General features: G+C 43.6%; 12 protein-coding genes. 9 read left to right on the forward strand and 3 right to left on the reverse strand.

Features of this window, described 5'->3' with window-relative positions:
- The first annotated feature begins 155 nt into the window (after positions 1–155).
- Positions 156–4703: an EAL domain-containing protein gene (locus AVL57_RS08820; RefSeq protein ID WP_057793032.1), complete on the forward strand. Its 4548-nt coding sequence runs from the start codon at positions 156–158 to the stop codon at positions 4701–4703.
- Positions 4704–4895: 192 nt separating this feature from the next.
- Entirely contained in the window at positions 4896–5060 is a 165-nt protein-coding gene (locus AVL57_RS21300) for a hypothetical protein (protein ID WP_167542083.1), read from the forward strand.
- A 189-nt stretch (positions 5061–5249) separates the two neighbouring features.
- Here the strand turns inward: AVL57_RS21300 and AVL57_RS08825 are convergent, their stop codons facing one another.
- The 3 genes from AVL57_RS08825 to fadI all read right to left on the reverse strand — a co-directional run bounded on the left by AVL57_RS08825 (position 5250) and on the right by fadI (position 9121).
- The gene (locus AVL57_RS08825) at positions 5250–5447 is read right to left on the reverse strand and encodes a hypothetical protein (protein WP_057793034.1); all 198 of its coding nucleotides are present in this window, start codon (positions 5445–5447) and stop codon (positions 5250–5252) included.
- Positions 5448–5652: 205 nt separating this feature from the next.
- Positions 5653–7791: a fatty acid oxidation complex subunit alpha FadJ gene (gene fadJ, locus AVL57_RS08830; protein WP_057793037.1), complete on the reverse strand. Its 2139-nt coding sequence runs from the start codon at positions 7789–7791 to the stop codon at positions 5653–5655.
- A gap of 19 nt (positions 7792–7810) precedes the next feature.
- Complete coding sequence (gene fadI, locus AVL57_RS08835; protein ID WP_013784923.1) at positions 7811–9121, reverse strand: acetyl-CoA C-acyltransferase FadI; 1311 nt, start codon at positions 9119–9121, stop codon at positions 7811–7813.
- A 305-nt stretch (positions 9122–9426) separates the two neighbouring features.
- Here fadI and AVL57_RS08840 point away from each other — a divergent pair, with 305 nt between their 5' ends.
- The 7 genes from AVL57_RS08840 (at position 9427) to AVL57_RS08870 (ending at position 18710) form a co-directional block, all read left to right on the forward strand.
- Positions 9427–10383 (forward strand): AAA family ATPase, encoded by a 957-nt coding sequence (locus AVL57_RS08840; RefSeq protein ID WP_057793039.1) that lies wholly within the window; start codon positions 9427–9429, stop codon positions 10381–10383.
- A gap of 3 nt (positions 10384–10386) precedes the next feature.
- Complete coding sequence (locus tag AVL57_RS08845) at positions 10387–11349, forward strand: DUF58 domain-containing protein (protein ID WP_057793041.1); 963 nt, start codon at positions 10387–10389, stop codon at positions 11347–11349.
- A complete protein-coding gene (locus tag AVL57_RS08850; protein ID WP_057793044.1) occupies positions 11349–11921 on the forward strand; it encodes a DUF4381 domain-containing protein in 573 nt (190 codons plus the stop codon). The genes AVL57_RS08845 and AVL57_RS08850 overlap by 1 nt, the downstream gene beginning before the upstream one ends.
- Positions 11914–12948 carry a vWA domain-containing protein gene (locus tag AVL57_RS08855; protein ID WP_057793046.1) on the forward strand — a complete coding sequence of 345 codons (1035 nt, stop codon included), beginning with the start codon at positions 11914–11916 and terminating at the stop codon, positions 12946–12948. Before AVL57_RS08850 ends, AVL57_RS08855 begins: the two co-directional genes overlap by 8 nt.
- Entirely contained in the window at positions 12948–14945 is a 1998-nt protein-coding gene (locus AVL57_RS08860; RefSeq protein ID WP_057793048.1) for a VWA domain-containing protein, read from the forward strand. Before AVL57_RS08855 ends, AVL57_RS08860 begins: the two co-directional genes overlap by 1 nt.
- Positions 14946–16703, forward strand: a complete 1758-nt coding sequence (locus AVL57_RS08865; RefSeq protein ID WP_057793050.1) for a BatD family protein — start codon at positions 14946–14948, stop codon at positions 16701–16703. It abuts the gene before it with no gap.
- Positions 16704–16856: 153 nt separating this feature from the next.
- On the forward strand, positions 16857–18710 hold the full coding sequence (locus AVL57_RS08870; RefSeq protein WP_057793052.1) for a DUF885 domain-containing protein: 1854 nt from the start codon (positions 16857–16859) through the stop codon (positions 18708–18710).
- The last annotated feature ends 107 nt before the right edge of the window (positions 18711–18817 follow it).

Consider the following 18817-nt stretch of genomic DNA (forward strand, 5'->3'; position numbering starts at 1 on the left):
AAAAGATGGTTAACAATTGAACCATCACCCTCCTATAACTAAAAATCGCTTGTAGAGCCCGCGTTATTTCGGCATATTTATTATTCTGGCTGTTAGGGATGCGGCCAGCCTAACTATAAATTATAATGATAAGGCGTAATGCCAAAGGTGTGTAGGTGCGCTCAACCCTAGCTTACTCAGTTATAGTCATATGGCTTCAACTGCTCGGAGTAATTTTCTCCGATGCGGCGGCCATAGAAGTTGCTGATTTACAATTTACTGAGTTAGATAAACGAGACGGTTTATCCAATACTGTTGTCCTCGACATTGCCGAAGACGACAAGGGATACATATGGCTTGCGACACCTAACGGGCTTAACCGTTACTCTGGTTATGAAATTAATCAGTATCACCCGTCAGATAACGACCCCCATGCCCTTCCTAGTGGATTTATTCAAAAATTATTTGTCGATTCTGATGGCATCCTTTGGATTGCGACTCATTCAGGATTAGCCCGTTACCGACCCGAAAGCGATGATTTTGAAACATTTTCCAAACAAAACTCTGTCATCAAACTCGATGTAATCACAACAATTAGTGAAGGTATTGACGGTAGCATTTTGTTTTCGGACCATAAATATGCCTATTCCTTATCTAAGAAAGAAAACGACAAAATTAAGATAATCTCCCAAATCTATAAAGCTGAAAGTACCATCAAGTTAATATTTGATGAGTCGTCTAGAATTTGGTTTGGTTCAAATGAGCTTGGTGCAAAGATTTTAGATAAGAATACCAACGAAGTTTTTGATTTGGGTATGGTCAACCCATGGGGGATCAGTCTAGATACAGGGGCTTTGCATGATATTACAGTAATAGAAGGCAATTATTGGTTGGCCACTAATGAAGGCGTATATGTTATCAGTGCGAATGGCGGCCAACTCAAGCATATAAGTAAAGAGTTAATGAACCTTGATGGCGACGTAAATGTCACCTCTATCATAGAGTTTGATGAGCATGTTTGGTTCAGCTCAGACAATGGCCTTTTTATCGTTAATACCAATATTGAATCACCAAAAAATATATCTTCTGCAGACATTACCCATTTAAGTTCAGACAAAAAAAATATAACCAAGCTTACTCAAAACATTATTTTCGGTATTACTAAAGATAGATCCGGTGCGCTGTGGCTGGGCACTATGCAAAATGCGTTCAAATTCCACTCAGAATTTTCAGAAATACGTTTTCATTCTAGTGCACTTAAAGACACAGATGGAGATAAAAACTCAACGATATGGGGTCTAGCTCAAGATTCTTCCAATGACATATATTTTGCTTCTCAACAAGATGGAGTTGGGAGGCTTGATCGCGTCACTGGTGATTTCGACTATTTATCTTTCGATGAGGAGATATCTCTTGGCACTAGCTATTGGGATGTTGAAATTGATAAAGAAGGGTATTTTTGGGTTGCCAGTTCAGGTGGTTTAAGTGTCTATAAGCGAATAGATAATAAGCTTGAACTTTTAAAACGTTATTTCCCAGGGCAGTTTGTTGACTATATATATAAGGGTAAAGACAGAGTTTGGGTTTGGCTAGAAGACAATGGTTTGTATTCATTAGACACCACCTCTACAAATTCGGCATTACCTTTACCGGTGCATCACGAAGTAGATAACACCTCAAATATTCTACTCCCTATCTTTACTGACAATAACAATCGCCTATGGCTTAGACAAGAAAGTGGCATTCTTATTTACTCCCTCTCTAGCAACACGGTAGTAGAGCGAATTGGCAAAGAAAAAGGCCTCTCGTCACCCGTTTACGGCGTGTATGAAACACCTGACGCGTTCTGGTTAACCACCCGTTCGGATGGCGTGCTTAAAGTTGACAAGAAAACTCTGCAGGTCGTACAGCGACAAACTCGTGATGATGGAAATGGATTCATCTTTTCATCTATTGGTACCCACGACAGTATTTGGTATGCAGACAGCGCAGGTGTGCATCAAATAGATTTATCTACATTGAGTGAAATATCCAAAGTTTCGAATGCCCAACTTGAATTTAATTCTTTAGGGGAAAGTGCAGTTTTAGCAACTTCTAATGGCGATATCTATTTTGGTGGCAACAAAGGCTTCAATAGGATATCTAAGGCACATCAGGTTTCGACGGTTGAAACTGAAAACCGGACAAGCAAACCTGAGCTATTCGAATTTCGTATTTTCGGAGAGTCAAATCAAGCTAACACTGGTTTACTAGGAATCGATAAGCAAGCTGCTGAAGAGACATCTCTTGCGAATATCACTTACAACAGTGAAAAAATGCTAGAGTATTTTGAATCTAGATTCAGCATTTCGTTTGGTTTAATTAACGCTGTCTACCCAAAAGAGGTTTCATATCGCTATCGTCTAAAAGGCATGGATAATCTGTGGGTTTACAACGAAAATGTCAGAACTGCTCAATTTAACAACATTTCGTTTGGCAGTTATATTTTTGAAGTCCAAGCTATCGAGCCGGGGAAACATTGGTCTAAAAGTCGCGAGTTAAGAATCTATATTAATCGCCCGCCTTGGCTTCATACTGTCGCATTAGTTTTTTATGCACTTTTACTTACCATTGTTTTGGCCTTTATCATTCGACAATACCAATTACGTAAATCGAATCAACTTTCCATACGTGAATCAGAAGAGCGACTCAAACTTACCTTATGGAGTTCTGGCGACGAGCTATGGGATTGGGATGTATACCGTGGTCAAGTATATCGAGCAAACACATGGGGCACGTTAGACTTCCCGCAAGACGATATAAGAACCACCGGCGCCTATGATGCGAATATCCATCCTAATGATATAGGCCGTGTTAGAGACGCCTTACGCAGCCATTTAGAAGGTAAAAGTGACTTCTATGAGCTTGCCTATCGCGCTAAAACCTTCAAAAACCAATGGATATGGTTACTCGATCGCGGAAAAGTGGTTGAACGGGATCACAACCAGCAGCCGGTTCGTATGACCGGAACCTTGAAGAATATTAACCACCTAAAAGAGGCTGAAGAGCAACTAAACCTGTTTAAGCGTTCAATTGAAAATATTTCTGAGGGTGTGTTTATTACCACCACACAGTTTAAATTTATTTCAGTAAATAACGCTTACTGTAGCTATACAGGTGAAACTAGAGAACAAGCCCTTGCAAGCTACCTGCATTTCCATTTGTATCCCGATGCGTTTACAGAAGAGATTAAAAAGACCCTGAAAACGAAAGGTAATTGGTCGGGTGAAGTAGAATCAGTTCGCGTTAATGGTGAACGTTATGAAATGGAACTAAACATAGATGCAGTGCACGATGACGACGGAAAGATAAGTCACTTCGTTGGTGTATTTAGTGATATCACCTCACGTAAGAGTACCGAAAAAGAATTACTTAAGCTGGCTAATATTGACCCGCTAACTGAACTACCTAACCGCTCTTTCTACCAAGCAAGTCATCAGAACTTAGTTCGTAAAGGCGCCCCTCACACCTTGCTGTGTTTGGACATGGACAACTTCAAGAAGATAAATGACTCGCTAGGCCACCAAACTGGCGACATTTTAATTAAACAAATTGCCAAACGCCTACAACGCATTACGGGTAAAAATGCGACTTGTTATCGTCTTGGTGGCGATGAGTTCAGTGTCTTAATGGAAGATAGTGCAGATATTCATACTGTCACCCATTACGCGCAAAACTTACTAGACACCCTCGCTCGCCCGTTCATTATCAATAAGCAAGAGTTTGTGTTGGGCGCAAGCCTAGGGATAGCCTTCTTCCCTGACGATGGCAATACGCCACAAGAAATGCTAAAAAATGCCGACACAGCCATGTACTTTGCAAAAAATAATGGTGGTAATAGCTATCAATTCTTCAGCGGTGAAATGAACCAAAATGCGGTTCGTCAGTTACAAATCGAAAACTTAATTCGCCAAGGTATTAAAGACGACTTATTTACGGTTTACTACCAACCGAAAGTTGATATCGCCTCTGGCAAACTGGTGAGTATGGAAGCGTTAGTGCGCTTTGAACACCCGCAGAAAGGCATAGTGAGTCCTGGGCAATTTATTCCCCTTGCTGAGCAAACAGGTCAGATCATCGAAATTGGTGAACAGGTATTACGTAAAGCCTGTATAGATACCAAACGCTGGGTCTCTCAAGGCTTATTTACCGGCCGAGTAGCCGTAAATATCTCTGTTAAACAATTCGAACTTCCAGATTTAGACGACAGAATTAACCGCATTTTAAGCGAAGTAGGCCTTTCTCCACTGCACTTAGAATGTGAAATTACCGAAGGGACCTTAATGGAAGACCCTGAAAATGGTCTTCGGATGATGAGCCGATTGAGAGAGCGTGGCATACACCTTGCCCTTGATGATTTTGGTACTGGGTACTCTTCCTTGGCCTATCTGAAGCGATTCCCACTCAATACGCTTAAAATAGATAAAGCCTTTATTGACGATATCGCTAAAAGTAGCGTAGATCGTCATATGGCAGCAGCAATAATTAATATCGCCCACAACCTAGGCTTAAAAGTAGTGGCTGAAGGGGTTGAGGAAGAAGAGCAATTAAATATTTTGCGTCGCTATGATTGCGAGATGTTGCAAGGCTTTTTATATAGCCGCCCCCTTAACGCAGAGCGATTTGAAAAATTACTTACCGAAAATCAAAAACTTCACAACCTGCTTGGCCATTCAAACATCTGACTATTTTTTGGCGCTTACTACTTTTGACTAATTCAAGTGTCAAAAAATGCACCGAAACCAAATTAAACACTTATACATCAACAACTTAAAAAGTTGGCACATCTCTCGCAATATCTTCTGTAACCGGTAAACATCCTTTCTATCGGTTTTGTTTGTTCGTTCTTAAAATAAAAAAATCAGAGGAATATTAAAATGTTAAAAGAGTATGCTGTTGCATTAGTACTATCTACCGCTACCCCTGTCGCTGCTGATAAGCAAGAAGGCGCTAACCAAGCCCCTGAGCAGCAAAAAGAGTCTGTTACTCAACCTCAAAGCTACCGCCCTAAAACCGGCAACGGTTACGGCGTAGGCTTATAATAGCCTTCAAGAATTCCAAAAAAGAGAGTATAGACTCTCTTTTTTTATACCTGAAATTCAGCTGTGCGCCTAATACATAGGCTTAACGAGAAATAGAGGGGGGTTATCCTTGCTTTAAAAGCTTTAACGGCTTCAAAGGCTTTAAGCGTTTTAAACCTAACAGGGCTTCTAAAGCCTTTCTGTAGCCGGTTAAGCTTCTACCATTAGATTATTAAACCCTACAGCCCTGCGCCAATGTATATGTCTGGCAATACCGAACAAAGGGAATACAAAAGGCCCTATCACTAACGCAAGCGCTGCCCAGTACTTAGCATTCATTCCCCACTTCACAGACTCTACATAAAAGAAAACACCACTTAATAGACTTAACGATATTAAAACAAACAAAAAGCTCTCCTACTTAGCTCAGTAATTAAGGAAACTGAAAAACTCTTTTTAATACAACGCCAAAATTTTGACTGGTATTTTTTAAAACTGCGGGATTGTACTGAAAATTGACTAGTAAACCACCAAAATTATTCATTACGCACAAAAAAGCCGGGAACCCGTCATAATTTTTCAGGAGCCCGGCTTTTTATCTATTGCTTACATATTAGTAAAAGGAGCTGTTCTCTTCGGCCATCTTCACCAATACATCAGCAGGTGCGAATTTATCACCCACGGTGCTAGCGTAATGATTCAAACGCTCAACAACATGTTTAATTCCCAACGTGTCCATATAACGGAAAGGACCGCCTAGGAAAGGTGGAAATCCGATGCCAAAGATAGCACCAATGTCGCCATCACGGGCATTGCGAATAACACTCTCATCTAAACAGCGAGCGGCTTCATTAAGCATCATAAGCACGCAGCGTTCAGCCACTTCTTTTTCACTCAATTTAGTTGACGGTGTTAAACCCAGAAGTGAGTAGATACTTTCATCCACTTCTTTACCTGGCTTTTTGCCTTCGTAGCTGTAAAAACCTTTTTGGTTCTTTTTACCTTTACGACCATCAGCCAGTACTTTATCGAAAGCAGATGGCGCCGTAAAACGCTCTCCAAAGGCTTCTACTAGGAAAGGAATGATCTTAGTACCAACATCAATGCCAACCTCATCAAGCAACTTCACAGGACCTACAGGGAAGCCAAACTTAACGAGAGACTTGTCGATGTGCTCGATAGGCTCGCCTGCAAGAATTAAGCTAGCCGCTTCATTCATGTAAGGTGCTAAAATGCGGTTAACGTAAAAGCCTGCGCCATCTTTAACAACGACGGGTGTCTTACCCTGCTTTTTCGCAAATTCAACAGTAGATGAAATAACTTGATCCGACGTAGTTTCATGAGCGATAACTTCCGCCAATGGCATTTTATCTACAGGTGAAAAGTAGTGAAGACCAATCACGTTTTCAGGACGAGCAGCTTTGGCAGCAATTTGGGTAATTGGAATAGAAGACGTGTTAGAGGCAAAGATAGTGTTCTCTTTGCAATTTTCTTCAATATCCGCAACCATTTTTTGCTTAAGATCTAAATCTTCAAATACCGCTTCAACTACAATATCGGTATCTTGATAGCCGCTATAGTCTAAGGTGCCAGTGATAAGCGACAGTTGCTTTTGCATTTCGCTACTACGCATGAAGCGCTTTTTCACTTTCTTATTTAAAATGTCGTAGCTATATTTCATTGCATTAGCAATGCCTTCAGGGCGAACATCTTTAATACGCACAGGTACGCCAGCTTTAGTAGAGGTTACAAACGCAATACCGCCGCCCATTAATCCCCCGCCTAGTACGCCAACTTTCTTCATTTTCTCTGGCGCTACGCCTTCAATACCGTTTTCTTTCTTCATGTCGGTAGTCGCGAAGAAAATTTGGCGTAATTGGAAAGATTCAGGCGTCATCACCAACTTTCCGAATGCTTCAGCTTCGGCTTTAAGACCAGCTTCAATGCCATCACGCATGCCAGTTTCGATAACATCAATGATGTAACCGGGCGCAGGATAGTTACCTTTCGTTTTTGCAAACGTCGCTTCGCGCGCTTTTTTGAACATCATGCCACGGCCTGGGCCGGTATTTTCAAGCATTTTGTCCATTACGCTTTTTTGCGCCGCTTCACGCTCAGGCTTGCGCTTAAGGGCAAACTGTTCAGCCACTTTAAGCAAAACGCTTTGCGGTACTACATCATCAACAATGCCGTACTTTTTAGCTTGCTTCGCGCGTGCTGGCGCACCAGTAAGCATCATTTTCATAGCTTGCTGTATACCAATCAAACGAGGTAATCGTTGTGTGCCACCACTGCCAGGCAATAAACCAAGCTGAACTTCGGGCAAACCCACCTGAGTGCTTGGTGAATCGGTACAAATTCGATAATGACACGCAAGGGCAAGCTCTAAACCACCACCAAGCGCAGGGCCATTTATGGCTGCAACAAAAGTTGCTTTCATGCGTTCGATACGGTCAAAAATAGCTTGGCCGCCTGCTGCAATCGTCGTCGCGTCTTCTGCGGTATTACACGCAGCAAGCATGCTAATATCCGCGCCGGCTACAAACGAGTTTGCTTTGCCACTAGTTAGCACAACACCTTTAATACTGGTATCTGCATCAATGTCATCCAGCATGGCAGATATTTCATCGCCAAAAGCTGCTTTTAGCGTATTCATAGACTCACCAGGTACATCCATGGTGAGTATGGCTACGCCATTGTCTTGTTTGGTTAACGTAAAGGCACCAGATGTTGCTTGAACGTCATTTGTCATTGTTGTGTCCTGACTCATATTATTCTGTCTCCACAATCATAGCTGCACCTAAACCACCCGCTGCACAAGCGGTTAGTAGACCAGTACCACCACCTCGGCGATTAAGCTCGTTAAGCATTTGAGTAATCATTCGCGTACCTGTCGCCGCAAACGGGTGACCATAAGCAATAGAACTTCCCATAACGTTAAATTTGTCCATATCAATTTCACCGGTCGCTTTCGCGCGGCCAAGCTTTTCTTGGGCAAATTTATCGCTGGCAAACATCTTCACGTTAGAAAGGGTTTGCGCCGCAAAGGCCTCATGCATCTCGATAAGCGTAATATCGTTTAATGTCATGCCTGCACGGTCTAGTGCGATTGGGGTTGCGTAAGAAGGCCCCATTAACATGTCTTCCCAAACGTCGATGGCTGAGAATGCGTAACTTTTGAGATAACCTAATGGCTTATAACCCAACTCTTTCGCGCGGCTCTCCGTCATCATAATAACGGCTGAAGCACCATCAGTTAGCGGGGTGGCGTTAGCTGCCGTTACCGTACCGTATTTTTTATCAAAAACGGGACGAAGCTTTGCGTAGCCTTCAAGCTTAGAATCGAAACGTACGTTGTTGTCACGAGATAACGCACCTTTGTAGGGTTCTGCATAAGCGGTCATCACTTCACTGTCTAGCTTACCTTCTTCCCAGCTTTGCGCCGCAAAACTGTGTGAACGATGTGCTAGTGCATCTTGTTCTTCACGTGAGATGTGGTGCGACTTCGCCATTTGCTCAGCAGTTTGTCCCATAGACAAACCGGTTGAGTATTCTGCAACCGCTGGCGGCACAGGGGCTAGATCTTTAAGACCTAAACGCTTAAAGATATTAAACTTCTGACCCAAAGTTTTGGTTTTTTGAAGATCAACCAATGCACGAGCTAGGTTCTTAGATACACCAATTGGCGATACAGACGTAGAGTCAGCACCACCAGCAATACCTACCTGAACGTGGCCAGCCATCATACTTTCGGCAATATTCACAGTGGACTGGAAACTAGTGGCACATGCGCGAGAGACGCTATATGCATCGGTGTGAACATTCATGCCAGTACCCAATACAATTTCACGGGCAATATTTGGGGCTTCAGGCATTTGAACAACTTGACCGTAGACAACCTGATCAACCCATTCTTTTTGTATACCATGGCGTACGAGCAGTTCGTTAACGACCATTTTACCTAAATCGACAGCGGGAACGCCGTGGAAATATGTCGCCATTTTTGCAAACGGAGTACGTAACCCCGCCACAATGGCGATGCGATCACCCTCGCGGGTAGTAACAGATTGTCTTGTTGACATAATGCACCTAAATTAATGACCACGTGAAATAAGTGGTCTGACCTGTAATAAACCCAATTTTTACAAACAATGAACAAAATAGCAAATTATCAACGTTCACGAACAGTTTTCAGCCTATTTGTTTCGAATAAGCGTCGCCTATCTGAAAATTAGATGTTTTTAACGACTTGAACTAGACGACAAGGGAACCATATAAGAAAAACATAGTCTGTTTTATGCCAATTTATCTACTCGCGACACACATTTGGGCGAGTTAATTGGTTTACTTTTCCTGATAACTAGAATTTCAACGGAATAATTGCATTATGGCAGCGGAACAATTTCAGCAACTGCAGAAGTATTTAGATCAGCAAATCATTGGTCAAAGTGCACTTACGAAAAGCCTTCTTATTGCGCTTTTAGCCGATGGCCACCTTTTAGTAGAAGGGCCTCCAGGTTTAGCTAAAACACGAGCAATCAACGCGCTTGCCAATGGTATCGACGGCGACTTTCATCGCGTTCAATTTACCCCAGATTTATTACCTGCTGATTTAACCGGCACGGATATCTACCGTCCTGAAACGGGTGAATTTGTTTTTCAAAAAGGCCCACTATTTCACAACTTAGTTCTGGCCGATGAAATTAACCGTGCACCCGCTAAAGTTCAATCAGCGCTGTTAGAAGCCATGGCAGAACGTCAAATAACGGTTGGCAGTAAGACCTACCCGCTTCCGCCATTGTTCTTGGTTATGGCTACACAGAACCCTCTTGAACAAGAAGGGACTTACCCATTACCAGAAGCACAGCTCGATCGCTTTTTGATGCACGTCGACATTGATTATCCAGACGCAGAAACAGAGTTAGAAATTTTGCGATTAACCCGTGGTGAAGCGCTATCAGTACCGCCAGTAACACCGCCTAAATTAACTCAGCAAGATATATTCTCTTCACGTAAAGAAGCCCTAGCGCTTCATATGGCGCCTGAGCTTGAGCAATATTTGGTGCAATTGGTCATGGCCACCAGACAACCAGCTAAGTTTGACGCCAACCTTGCCGAATGGATCGCTATGGGTACTAGCCCTCGGGCCACCATCAGCTTAGACAGATGTGCACGTGCACACGCGTGGCTAAGTGGGCGAGATTTTGTTGGCCCTGATGATATTCAAGCGGTTGTACATAACGTACTTCGCCATCGCATTATTTTGTCTTATCACGCAGAAGCACAAGGCATTACTATGAACGATGTGCTGAACCAAATTGTTGCTACCGTAGCTGTTCCATAAACGATGAGTGATGTTCATTCGCAGTTAGCGTTACTGCAAACCAACGGTGTTAATTTGTCCACTGCTGAGCTTTTACGTTATCAGCAGTTGGCTAAGCTATTTAGTCTTGCGCCCAAGCGCTCGCCTCAAGCTCGCCTTGCCGGTAGCTATTTGACCAAACATAAAGGTCGAGGCATGGAGTTTGACGAAGCTCGGCACTACCAACCAGGCGACGACATTCGAGCAATCGATTGGCGCGTTACCGCTCGTACGGGTAAAACTCACACCAAAATATATCGTGAAGAACGTGAGCGTCCTGTATTTTTGTTTTGCGACTTCTCGCCATCAATGATGTTCGGAACACGGCTACTGACTAAATCTATGCAGGTTGCCCACATCTGTTCGTTGATAAGTTGGTCTGCGGCAGCGCATGGCGATAAGGTAGGCGCGTTGTTGTTTAACCAAAGCCAGCACAAAGAAGTGAAACCCCTTGCTCGTAAGCGGGCTGTTTTGCACATTTGTCACGAGTTGATGGATTTGCATGCCACCAGCCATGAGCAAGTGGCGAGCACTGAGGACGATACTCAAGCTTTTGCAGACGCATGTGCTCGACTTCGTCGTTTAGCTCGCCCAGGTAGCCTCGTTTATCTACTTTCTGATTTTCAGCATTTAGGTAGTGCAGCCCAGCAACATTTAAGTCAGCTTTCGCGCCATTGTGAAGTTAGAGCAATTATTGTTGACGATCCTATTGAACATAGCTTGCCCCAAACACGCTCCATTCAACGAGTAAGTGTTTCTGATGGCATTAATCAACAACGATGGTTATTAGGCGATAGAAAAGAAGAAGACACCTATCAACGTTGGCGTGAACAACAAAACAGTGCAATGGAACAATCACTTAAACAAGCAAATATTTCTCGCTACCACATTTCTGCGGGACTGCCTCTTGATACCCAAATTCAAGGCATGCAACAGGAGCGCTTTTGATGCAATCAGCCCAAGGTATGCCGCAAACCGATCCTCTTGCACAGCTTAAAGATATACATGTTCCTGACAATGTAGCCGTTTGGCCTCTGGACTGGGGCTGGTGGTGCTTAATTACGTTATGTTTAGCAGGCACAATAAGTCTCATTATTTATCTTGTTAAAAAGCGTAAATTCAACAAGCCCCGTCGCGATGCACTAAAGCTACTGGCAAGTATTTCGTCTTCTGACGACAACTGGCCTATGCAAATCAATAATGTATTAAAACGTACCGCGGTGACCTATTTCAAACAACAAGAAGTAGCAGGGCTTTATGGTAACAGTTGGCATGAATTTCTATTGAAAACGCTGCCAGAAAAACGTAAAAATAATATGAGCGATTCACTATCAACACTGCATTCTCAGCAGTACGCGCCGAAATGCGACAACAAACATTTTGACGAATGTAGTAAAGCAGCAAACGCGTGGGTGAAGCACTTTAAAGTCACCTCCCCTTCAAATAGTAAAGGAAAGCTGGCTTCACAAAAACCTTCATCGTTTAATCAGCAAAAAAGTCAGGAGGCAACCCATGCTTGATTTCGCATGGTGGTGGGCTTTGCTCCTACTCCCCCTCCCTTTACTTGTTCGATACCTAGTGCCAGCGAAGCCACAACATGTGATGGCTGCCTTACAGGTGCCTGCATTAAGACCGGGCATTCAAGACACTCCCTCACCGCTTAAAAGCAGCAAAATCCCAGTTCTACTTGCATCGCTAATTTGGCTCTGCGTGGTTATTGCCGCAGCCCGCCCCCAATGGTTGGGGGAGCCAATAAGCATTCCAAGTGAAGGCCGAGAGATGATGTTGGCGGTAGATTTATCTGGCAGTATGAAAATTGACGACATGGAATTAAATGGCAGACAAGTGAATCGACTGACCATGACAAAGTCCGTGCTGTACGACTTTATCCAGCGCCGCGTGGGTGACCGCTTAGGCTTAATATTGTTTGCCGATACCGCTTATCTTCAAGCACCACTCACTTATGACAGAGATACGGTTTCTACTTTACTAAGCGAATCTGTGATTGGTTTGGTGGGAGAACAAACTGCAATCGGTGATGCTATCGGCTTAGCGGTTAAACGGTTTGATGCAAAAGATGAATCAAACAACGTGCTTATTTTACTTACCGATGGACAAAATACCGCAGGTTTTATTACCCCTGAGCAAGCAAAAGAATTGGCAGTAAATAAAAAAGTGAAGGTTTACACCATTGGCGTGGGCGCAGATAAAATGCTGATCCAAAGTTTCTTTGGTAGTCGACAGGTGAATCCTTCTCAAGAGTTAGATGAAGACATGCTAAGTGACCTTGCTACATCTACCGGTGGACAATATTTCCGAGCTAGAGATATAAAAGAGTTAGAAGCCATTTACGCAAAGTTAGACGCACTAGAACCAATACAAGGTGAAGCGAGAAAAATGCGACCGCTAACAGCCCTCTTCTACTTTCCATTGGCGGTAGCCTTTGCTTTGTCTGCCTTATGGGCATTAATAATGATTGGAAGTACGTTGATAACATCACTGTCACGCACTCACGTTTCATCGAGCGACAAAAAGGAAAGTGTGTAATGGAAGATTTTATTACCAACTTCCACTTTTTGCGACCTGAGTGGTTTATAGCGCTTATTCCCGCGCTTATTCTTTATATAGCTCTTAAGCGAAATACGTCGAAAAAGTCGGGTTGGCAATCGGTTATTCCCTCACATTTATATCAGCATATGGTGGTAGGGAAATTAACAAAAGGGCAGAAGCCTCCATTTTGGTTGCTTGCATTCGGGTGGCTGCTTGCCGTTGTTGCCTTAGCTGGTCCAACATGGGAGCGCCTCCCACAACCTGTTTATCAACTAAAGATGGGGCATGTCATAGTCATGGATATGTCATTGTCGATGCGCGCTACTGACATTACCCCAGATCGACTTACCCGAGCCAAATACAAAGCCATCGATCTTGTAAACCAAATAGGTGAAGGTGAAATGGGTTTAGTGGCTTATGCGGGTGATGCATTTGTGGTGAGCCCGCTTACCCAAGATGCCGCTAACATAACGACACTCTTACCAAGTTTATCACCCGAAATTATGCCGGTGCCCGGCAGCGACCCATTGTTAGGCGTTGAGACCGCTGCTGAGTTGTTAACAAACGCGGGCTACAGTAAAGGTATGATTTACTGGATAACCGATGGCGTTGATTTACGCCAGCAACAAGAGTTACAAGAGTACGTTGCTGACATGCCTTTTACGTTGAATGCACTTGCTGTAGGAACAGATGACGGTGCTCCTATCAGGCAAATCACCGGTGAATTGCTCAAAGATAGAAGTGGCGCTATTGTGATACCTAAACTTAATAGCGGTGCAGTAAATGCAATTGTCCGTGCTAGCGGCGGTAAATTTAGTGAAATTACCACCAATGATGATGATATTACTGCACTCGCTTCCTTGTCGCTACTCGATAGAGACAGTGAATCAGAGGAAGATGCGAATAATACTGAAGGCGACCAATGGCGCGAGTTTGGCCCCTACCTTTTATTGGCTCTGCTTCCGCTAATGGCGCTTGGATTTAGGCGCGGATTAGTGTTTGCTGTTATAGCAGCTATCTACATGCCGATGAGCAGTGAATCAGTGATGGCGCAATCTGTTACCCAGGAGCCGCCGTCTGAGAGTTCAACTTCCTCTTCTGTGTCATGGTGGCAAAAGCCATTTTTAAATGCCAATCAAGAAGGCTTGGCAAACTACTCAGATAACGCCTTTGATCAAGCCGCGTCTACATTCGAAGACCCTGCTTGGCAAGGTGCGGCGCATTACAAGGCCGGCGACTACGAACAAGCACTTGCCGCTTATCAACAACAAGGCGGTATTGAAGGTTTGTATAACCAAGGCAATACACTGGCTCGTTTGGGCAAGCTAGATGAGGCCATCGCCAAGTATGACGAAGTACTCAAGCAAGATCCTAACTATCAAGATGCTGCGGCAAATAAAACCTTATTGGAACAGTTGAAACAGCAGCAAGAAGAGCAGGAACAGCAAAACCAAGAAAATCAGCAATCGAATGAGGGTGAAAACCAACAAGATTCTGGCGAAGGTGAAAATCAAGAAGGTAGCGACGATAGTAGCCAAGATAGCCAAAATAATGATGGTTCAAACAGTGAAGATACATCTGAAGAAAACGGTGAGCAGAGCGCGTCTGATAACCAGAATGCTAACGATGAAAATGACAGTCAAAGTGATCCCCAGTCTTCACAAAATGAAGGGGGTGAACAAGATGATAGCAAAAACCAAAATGAGTCGGAGGCGCAAGATGGTGCCAACGGTGAAGAAAACGACAAAGAAGACGCAGGCGCCCCACAAAATACTGGGAATGAAGAAAGTAGCGATGAAGCCCAGCAAGAAAGTGATGCCGCCATGGCTCAAGCTGGCGAGATGACAGATGCTGAAAAAGAACAACAGCAACGTCTTGAAAATTTAATGCGCAGAGTACCAGATGACCCCGCGTTCTTATTAAAACGAAAAATGCAATTAGAAGCGCAGAAGCGCCAAAGACAACGCATGCCTTCAAATCGGAGTGATTGGTAGATGAAAGCAATTTTATTCACTACAACCCTTTTCTTACTTTTACGCAGCATGGTTGTGCTGGCAGATGTGACTTCAGTTGAAGCCACTATAGATAAAAATCCGGTAATGCTTGATGAGGCTATTCGGTTAACCGTTGTGGCAAATGGCGGCGCAGACCGTGAGTCTTTTGATAGCTCAATATTATTAAAAGACTTCGTTGTTGGTAGAACGTCGGTGAGCAGTCAAACCTCTATTGTGAACTTCGATACCAAGAAAACCACCACCTGGACTACCACCTTGTTTCCGCGTAAAGAAGGTACCTTCACCATTCCTGCTATTAGTATAGAAGGTAAGCAATCTGCGCCAATGTCGGTGAATGTTATTCCCGTTCAACAATCTGAGAACGTTGCCCGCGATTACTTCGTGACTACTAGTATTGATTTAAAAGAAGCCTATCTAAACCAACAACTTTTCTACACCATAAAATTGCATCTTGCGACAAATATCGAGCGCGGCAGCTTGCAATCGCCCACCATGCAAAATGCAGAAATAAAGCAGTTAGGTGACGATAAGCAATATACCGACATTGTAAACGGTCGCCGTTACCAAATTATCGAACGCCAATTTGCCATCGTGCCCCAAGCATCAGGCGAATTTACCATTAGAGGGCCGGTATTTACTGCTGAAGTGGCTGCCGCTAATACGAATCAACGTTTCGGGTTATTTAATAGAACTCAACAAGTGAACCGTGTTGGACCCGATATTACGGTAAATATCAAACCTATCCCTGCTGGTATTGACTACCCATGGTTACCCACTGAATTGGCGCGGGTTGATGAAGAATGGCCCCAAGGCGATGCCTTTGTAGTCGGTGAACCTATCACTCGTGTGGTAACACTTACCGCACTAGGTGTAGTGGAAGAACAGTTACCAGAAATACCAGAGTTTTATCCTCCTCACTTTAAATTGTATCCAGATCAATCCTCTACCACCACAGTAGAAAAAGACAGCACCTTGATTGCACAGCGTAAGAGCTCGCTGGCGGTAATTCCCACTCAAGCAGGCAGCTTTGTATTACCTGAAGTGACTATCCCTTGGTTTAATACCTTAACCGAGCAAACAGAGTATGCGACTATCCCTGCCCGTACAGTCACTGTTCAACCAGCTACTGCTGCCACGTCGCCCACTCAGCCAGGTTTCGACAATCAAGCGGCGAGTAGCGCAACTTCAGTACCTACTAATCAAGCCGGCCAAACTGAAAGTGGTGGCGAGCTAAATAGTGAACCACAAAGTGGATTAGCTAATAGCGGTGAAGCACAAGCTCCTCATTACTTAACTTGGCTATTTGCAGGTCTCTGGGTACTCACGGTTATCGCTTGGGTAGTGACTTATGTAATTCAAAGAAAGCGAAAACCAAATTATACGGCGACTACCGCCAATACTGTTTTAGTAGCGAATTCAGGTGATGAAACGGCGGCCTTTAAATCATTGATGGCGTCAGTAAAAGCGAGTAATACAGCGGCTATTGCTCCAGCATTACAAACCTGGTTGAAGTGTTTATATCCCCACCACAAAGGTTTTATAAATCCATCCGACCACCGCGCAACTAGCGAGATCCAGTCTCATTTAAATGCATTGCAGCAAACACGGTTTAGCCAGTCGAAAAGCAACTGGAAACCCGAATCAATGCAAAGCGCGATTAAAAAAGCCAGAGATACTTGGTTAAAAAACAAGAAGTCTGGTAAAAATACCTTAACTAATTTGTACCCCTCTACCTAGATATGGCGCACAGGAAAGGCGCTTTACTTGGACTGCTTGGCACGAGTAACTTTAAAAAAGAGGCATTAACTCGTGCTAGGGGTACAAATTTAAAGATAAAGCTAAAAATTAGACGGTAGAAATACTACCGCGACCACCTAACCAGGAGAATTCATGAAAACACCACTGCTATCGTTATCACCAATTGCTATTGCAATGCTTGGGCTAATGGCATGTTCACCCGCACCTGAAACAAGCCAAACCACTCAACAAACGCCGCCAGCAGTAGAAACTGAAAGCCAAACTGATTCAGCACGAGTTAATGCTTTTTTTGAACGCACTTTCGAAGAAGATCTCAAAAGCTCGCCTATGTTTCAAAGCTACCTAGGCATCAAGTGGGACTATGATAAGTGGAATGATGTTTCTGAAGAGCAAAAAGAAAAAGACATTGCCAAAGCAAAAAATCGCCTTGAAACTATTGAAAGTTTCGATACAACTAAGCTGAGCGAGCAAGAAAAATTAAGCCTTCGTTTATATAAATTGGGTATTGAAAGAGATTTAGCTAACGATGAATTTCGTCATCACAGCTATGTAGTACACCAATTTCGTGCCGCCCATACCCAAGTGCCTAGCTTCTTAATTAATATTCATGGTGTAAAAAGCAAAGAAGACGCACAAGCCTACATTAGCCGTCTAGACAATGTGAGCGAATATTTTAAACAAGTTATCGAGCAGATGAAGCTACGTGAGCAAGCAGGCGTATTTCCCCCTGCTTGGGCTTATGAGCAAATGATTGCTGCATCACAAAATGTGGTTACTGGCGCGCCGTTTGATACCAGTGATACCCCCTCCACTATTTGGGAAGATTTCAATACAAAGGTCGATAACCTTGAGCTTGATGATGTAGAAAAAACCACCCTACTAGGTGAAGCGAAAGCCGCGCTAGTTACGTCTGTAATGCCGGCTTACAAAGACTTTATTCAAGAATTAGAACATCAAAAAACCATTACCCCTGAAGGTGACGGTGTATGGCGCTTGCCTGATGGCGATAAGTGGTATCAAAACCGCTTGAACTGGTTTACTACCACTGATTTGACCGCTGATGAAGTGCATCAGATAGGCTTAGATAATGTTGAACGTATCCATGCTTCTATGCGCGACATTATGAAAAAAGTGGAGTTTGAGGGTACGTTGCAAGAGTTCTTTGTTTTCATGCGTGAAGATGAGCAATTTTATCTTCCAGCAACCGAAGCCGGACGTCAGCAGTACTTAGATGATGCAACCAAAGCCATTGACGACATGCGCGATGCTTTGCCAGATTACTTTGGTATTCTCCCTAAAGCGCCTATGGTAGTTAAGCGTGTTGAGGCGTTCCGTGAGCAATCAGCAGGTAAGGCCTTTTACCAAAGCCCAGCGCAAGATGGCAGCCGCCCTGGTACGTATTACGCGAACCTTTACGACATGAGCGCAATGCCAACTTATCAACTAGAAGCATTGGCGTACCATGAAGGCATTCCTGGCCATCACATGCAGCGCGCCATTGCACAAGAACTTGAAGGTGTACCTCAGTTCCAAAAATTCCTAAGCTTTACCGCGTACACCGAAGGATGGGGGCTATATTCCGAAGAGCTAGCTAAAGACATGGGTTTTTATCAAGACCCATACTCTGACTTTGGCCGACTTGCGATGGAATTGTGGCGCGCATGCCGACTGGTTGTTGATACCGGTATTCATGCTAAAAAGTGGAGCCGTGAAGAAGCGGTGACCTATTTAGTTGAAAACACGCCTAACCCAGAATACGATGCACAAAAAGCAATCGAGCGTTATATCGCCATGCCGGGCCAAGCCACAGCCTACATGATTGGTAAGCTTAAAATTATGGAGCTACGAGAAAAAGCCATGACTGAGCTAGGTGATAACTTTGACTGGGCCGGTTTTCATGATGAAGTGCTTAAACATGGGCCTGTTCCACTTTCAATTTTAGAGGAAAATATTAATACTTGGATAGCCAGTCAGAAAGCTAGCTAGTAGTTCATTCAAGAATTAAACGGGTTCTGTTAATGAACACGGTCGTTATTGAAACCGTTATCTACGCGATTTAATAGCCAACAGTTATGAAACTTAAAGCAGCCTTA

The sequence above is a fragment of the Alteromonas stellipolaris genome (assembly GCF_001562115.1).
Lineage (GTDB): Bacteria > Pseudomonadota > Gammaproteobacteria > Enterobacterales > Alteromonadaceae > Alteromonas > Alteromonas stellipolaris.

Coding starts and splice junctions, on each gene's coding strand:
- fadJ (WP_057793037.1), bottom strand. CDS start 7,791: ATGACAAATGACGTTCAAGCAACATCTGGTGCCTTTACGTTAACCAAA.
- AVL57_RS08870 (WP_057793052.1), top strand. CDS start 16,857: ATGAAAACACCACTGCTATCGTTATCACCAATTGCTATTGCAATGCTT.
- AVL57_RS08855 (WP_057793046.1), top strand. CDS start 11,914: ATGCTTGATTTCGCATGGTGGTGGGCTTTGCTCCTACTCCCCCTCCCT.
- AVL57_RS08840 (WP_057793039.1), top strand. CDS start 9,427: ATGGCAGCGGAACAATTTCAGCAACTGCAGAAGTATTTAGATCAGCAA.
- fadI (WP_013784923.1), bottom strand. CDS start 9,121: ATGTCAACAAGACAATCTGTTACTACCCGCGAGGGTGATCGCATCGCC.
- AVL57_RS08860 (WP_057793048.1), top strand. CDS start 12,948: ATGGAAGATTTTATTACCAACTTCCACTTTTTGCGACCTGAGTGGTTT.
- AVL57_RS21300 (WP_167542083.1), top strand. CDS start 4,896: ATGTTAAAAGAGTATGCTGTTGCATTAGTACTATCTACCGCTACCCCT.
- AVL57_RS08850 (WP_057793044.1), top strand. CDS start 11,349: ATGCAATCAGCCCAAGGTATGCCGCAAACCGATCCTCTTGCACAGCTT.
- AVL57_RS08845 (WP_057793041.1), top strand. CDS start 10,387: ATGAGTGATGTTCATTCGCAGTTAGCGTTACTGCAAACCAACGGTGTT.
- AVL57_RS08865 (WP_057793050.1), top strand. CDS start 14,946: ATGAAAGCAATTTTATTCACTACAACCCTTTTCTTACTTTTACGCAGC.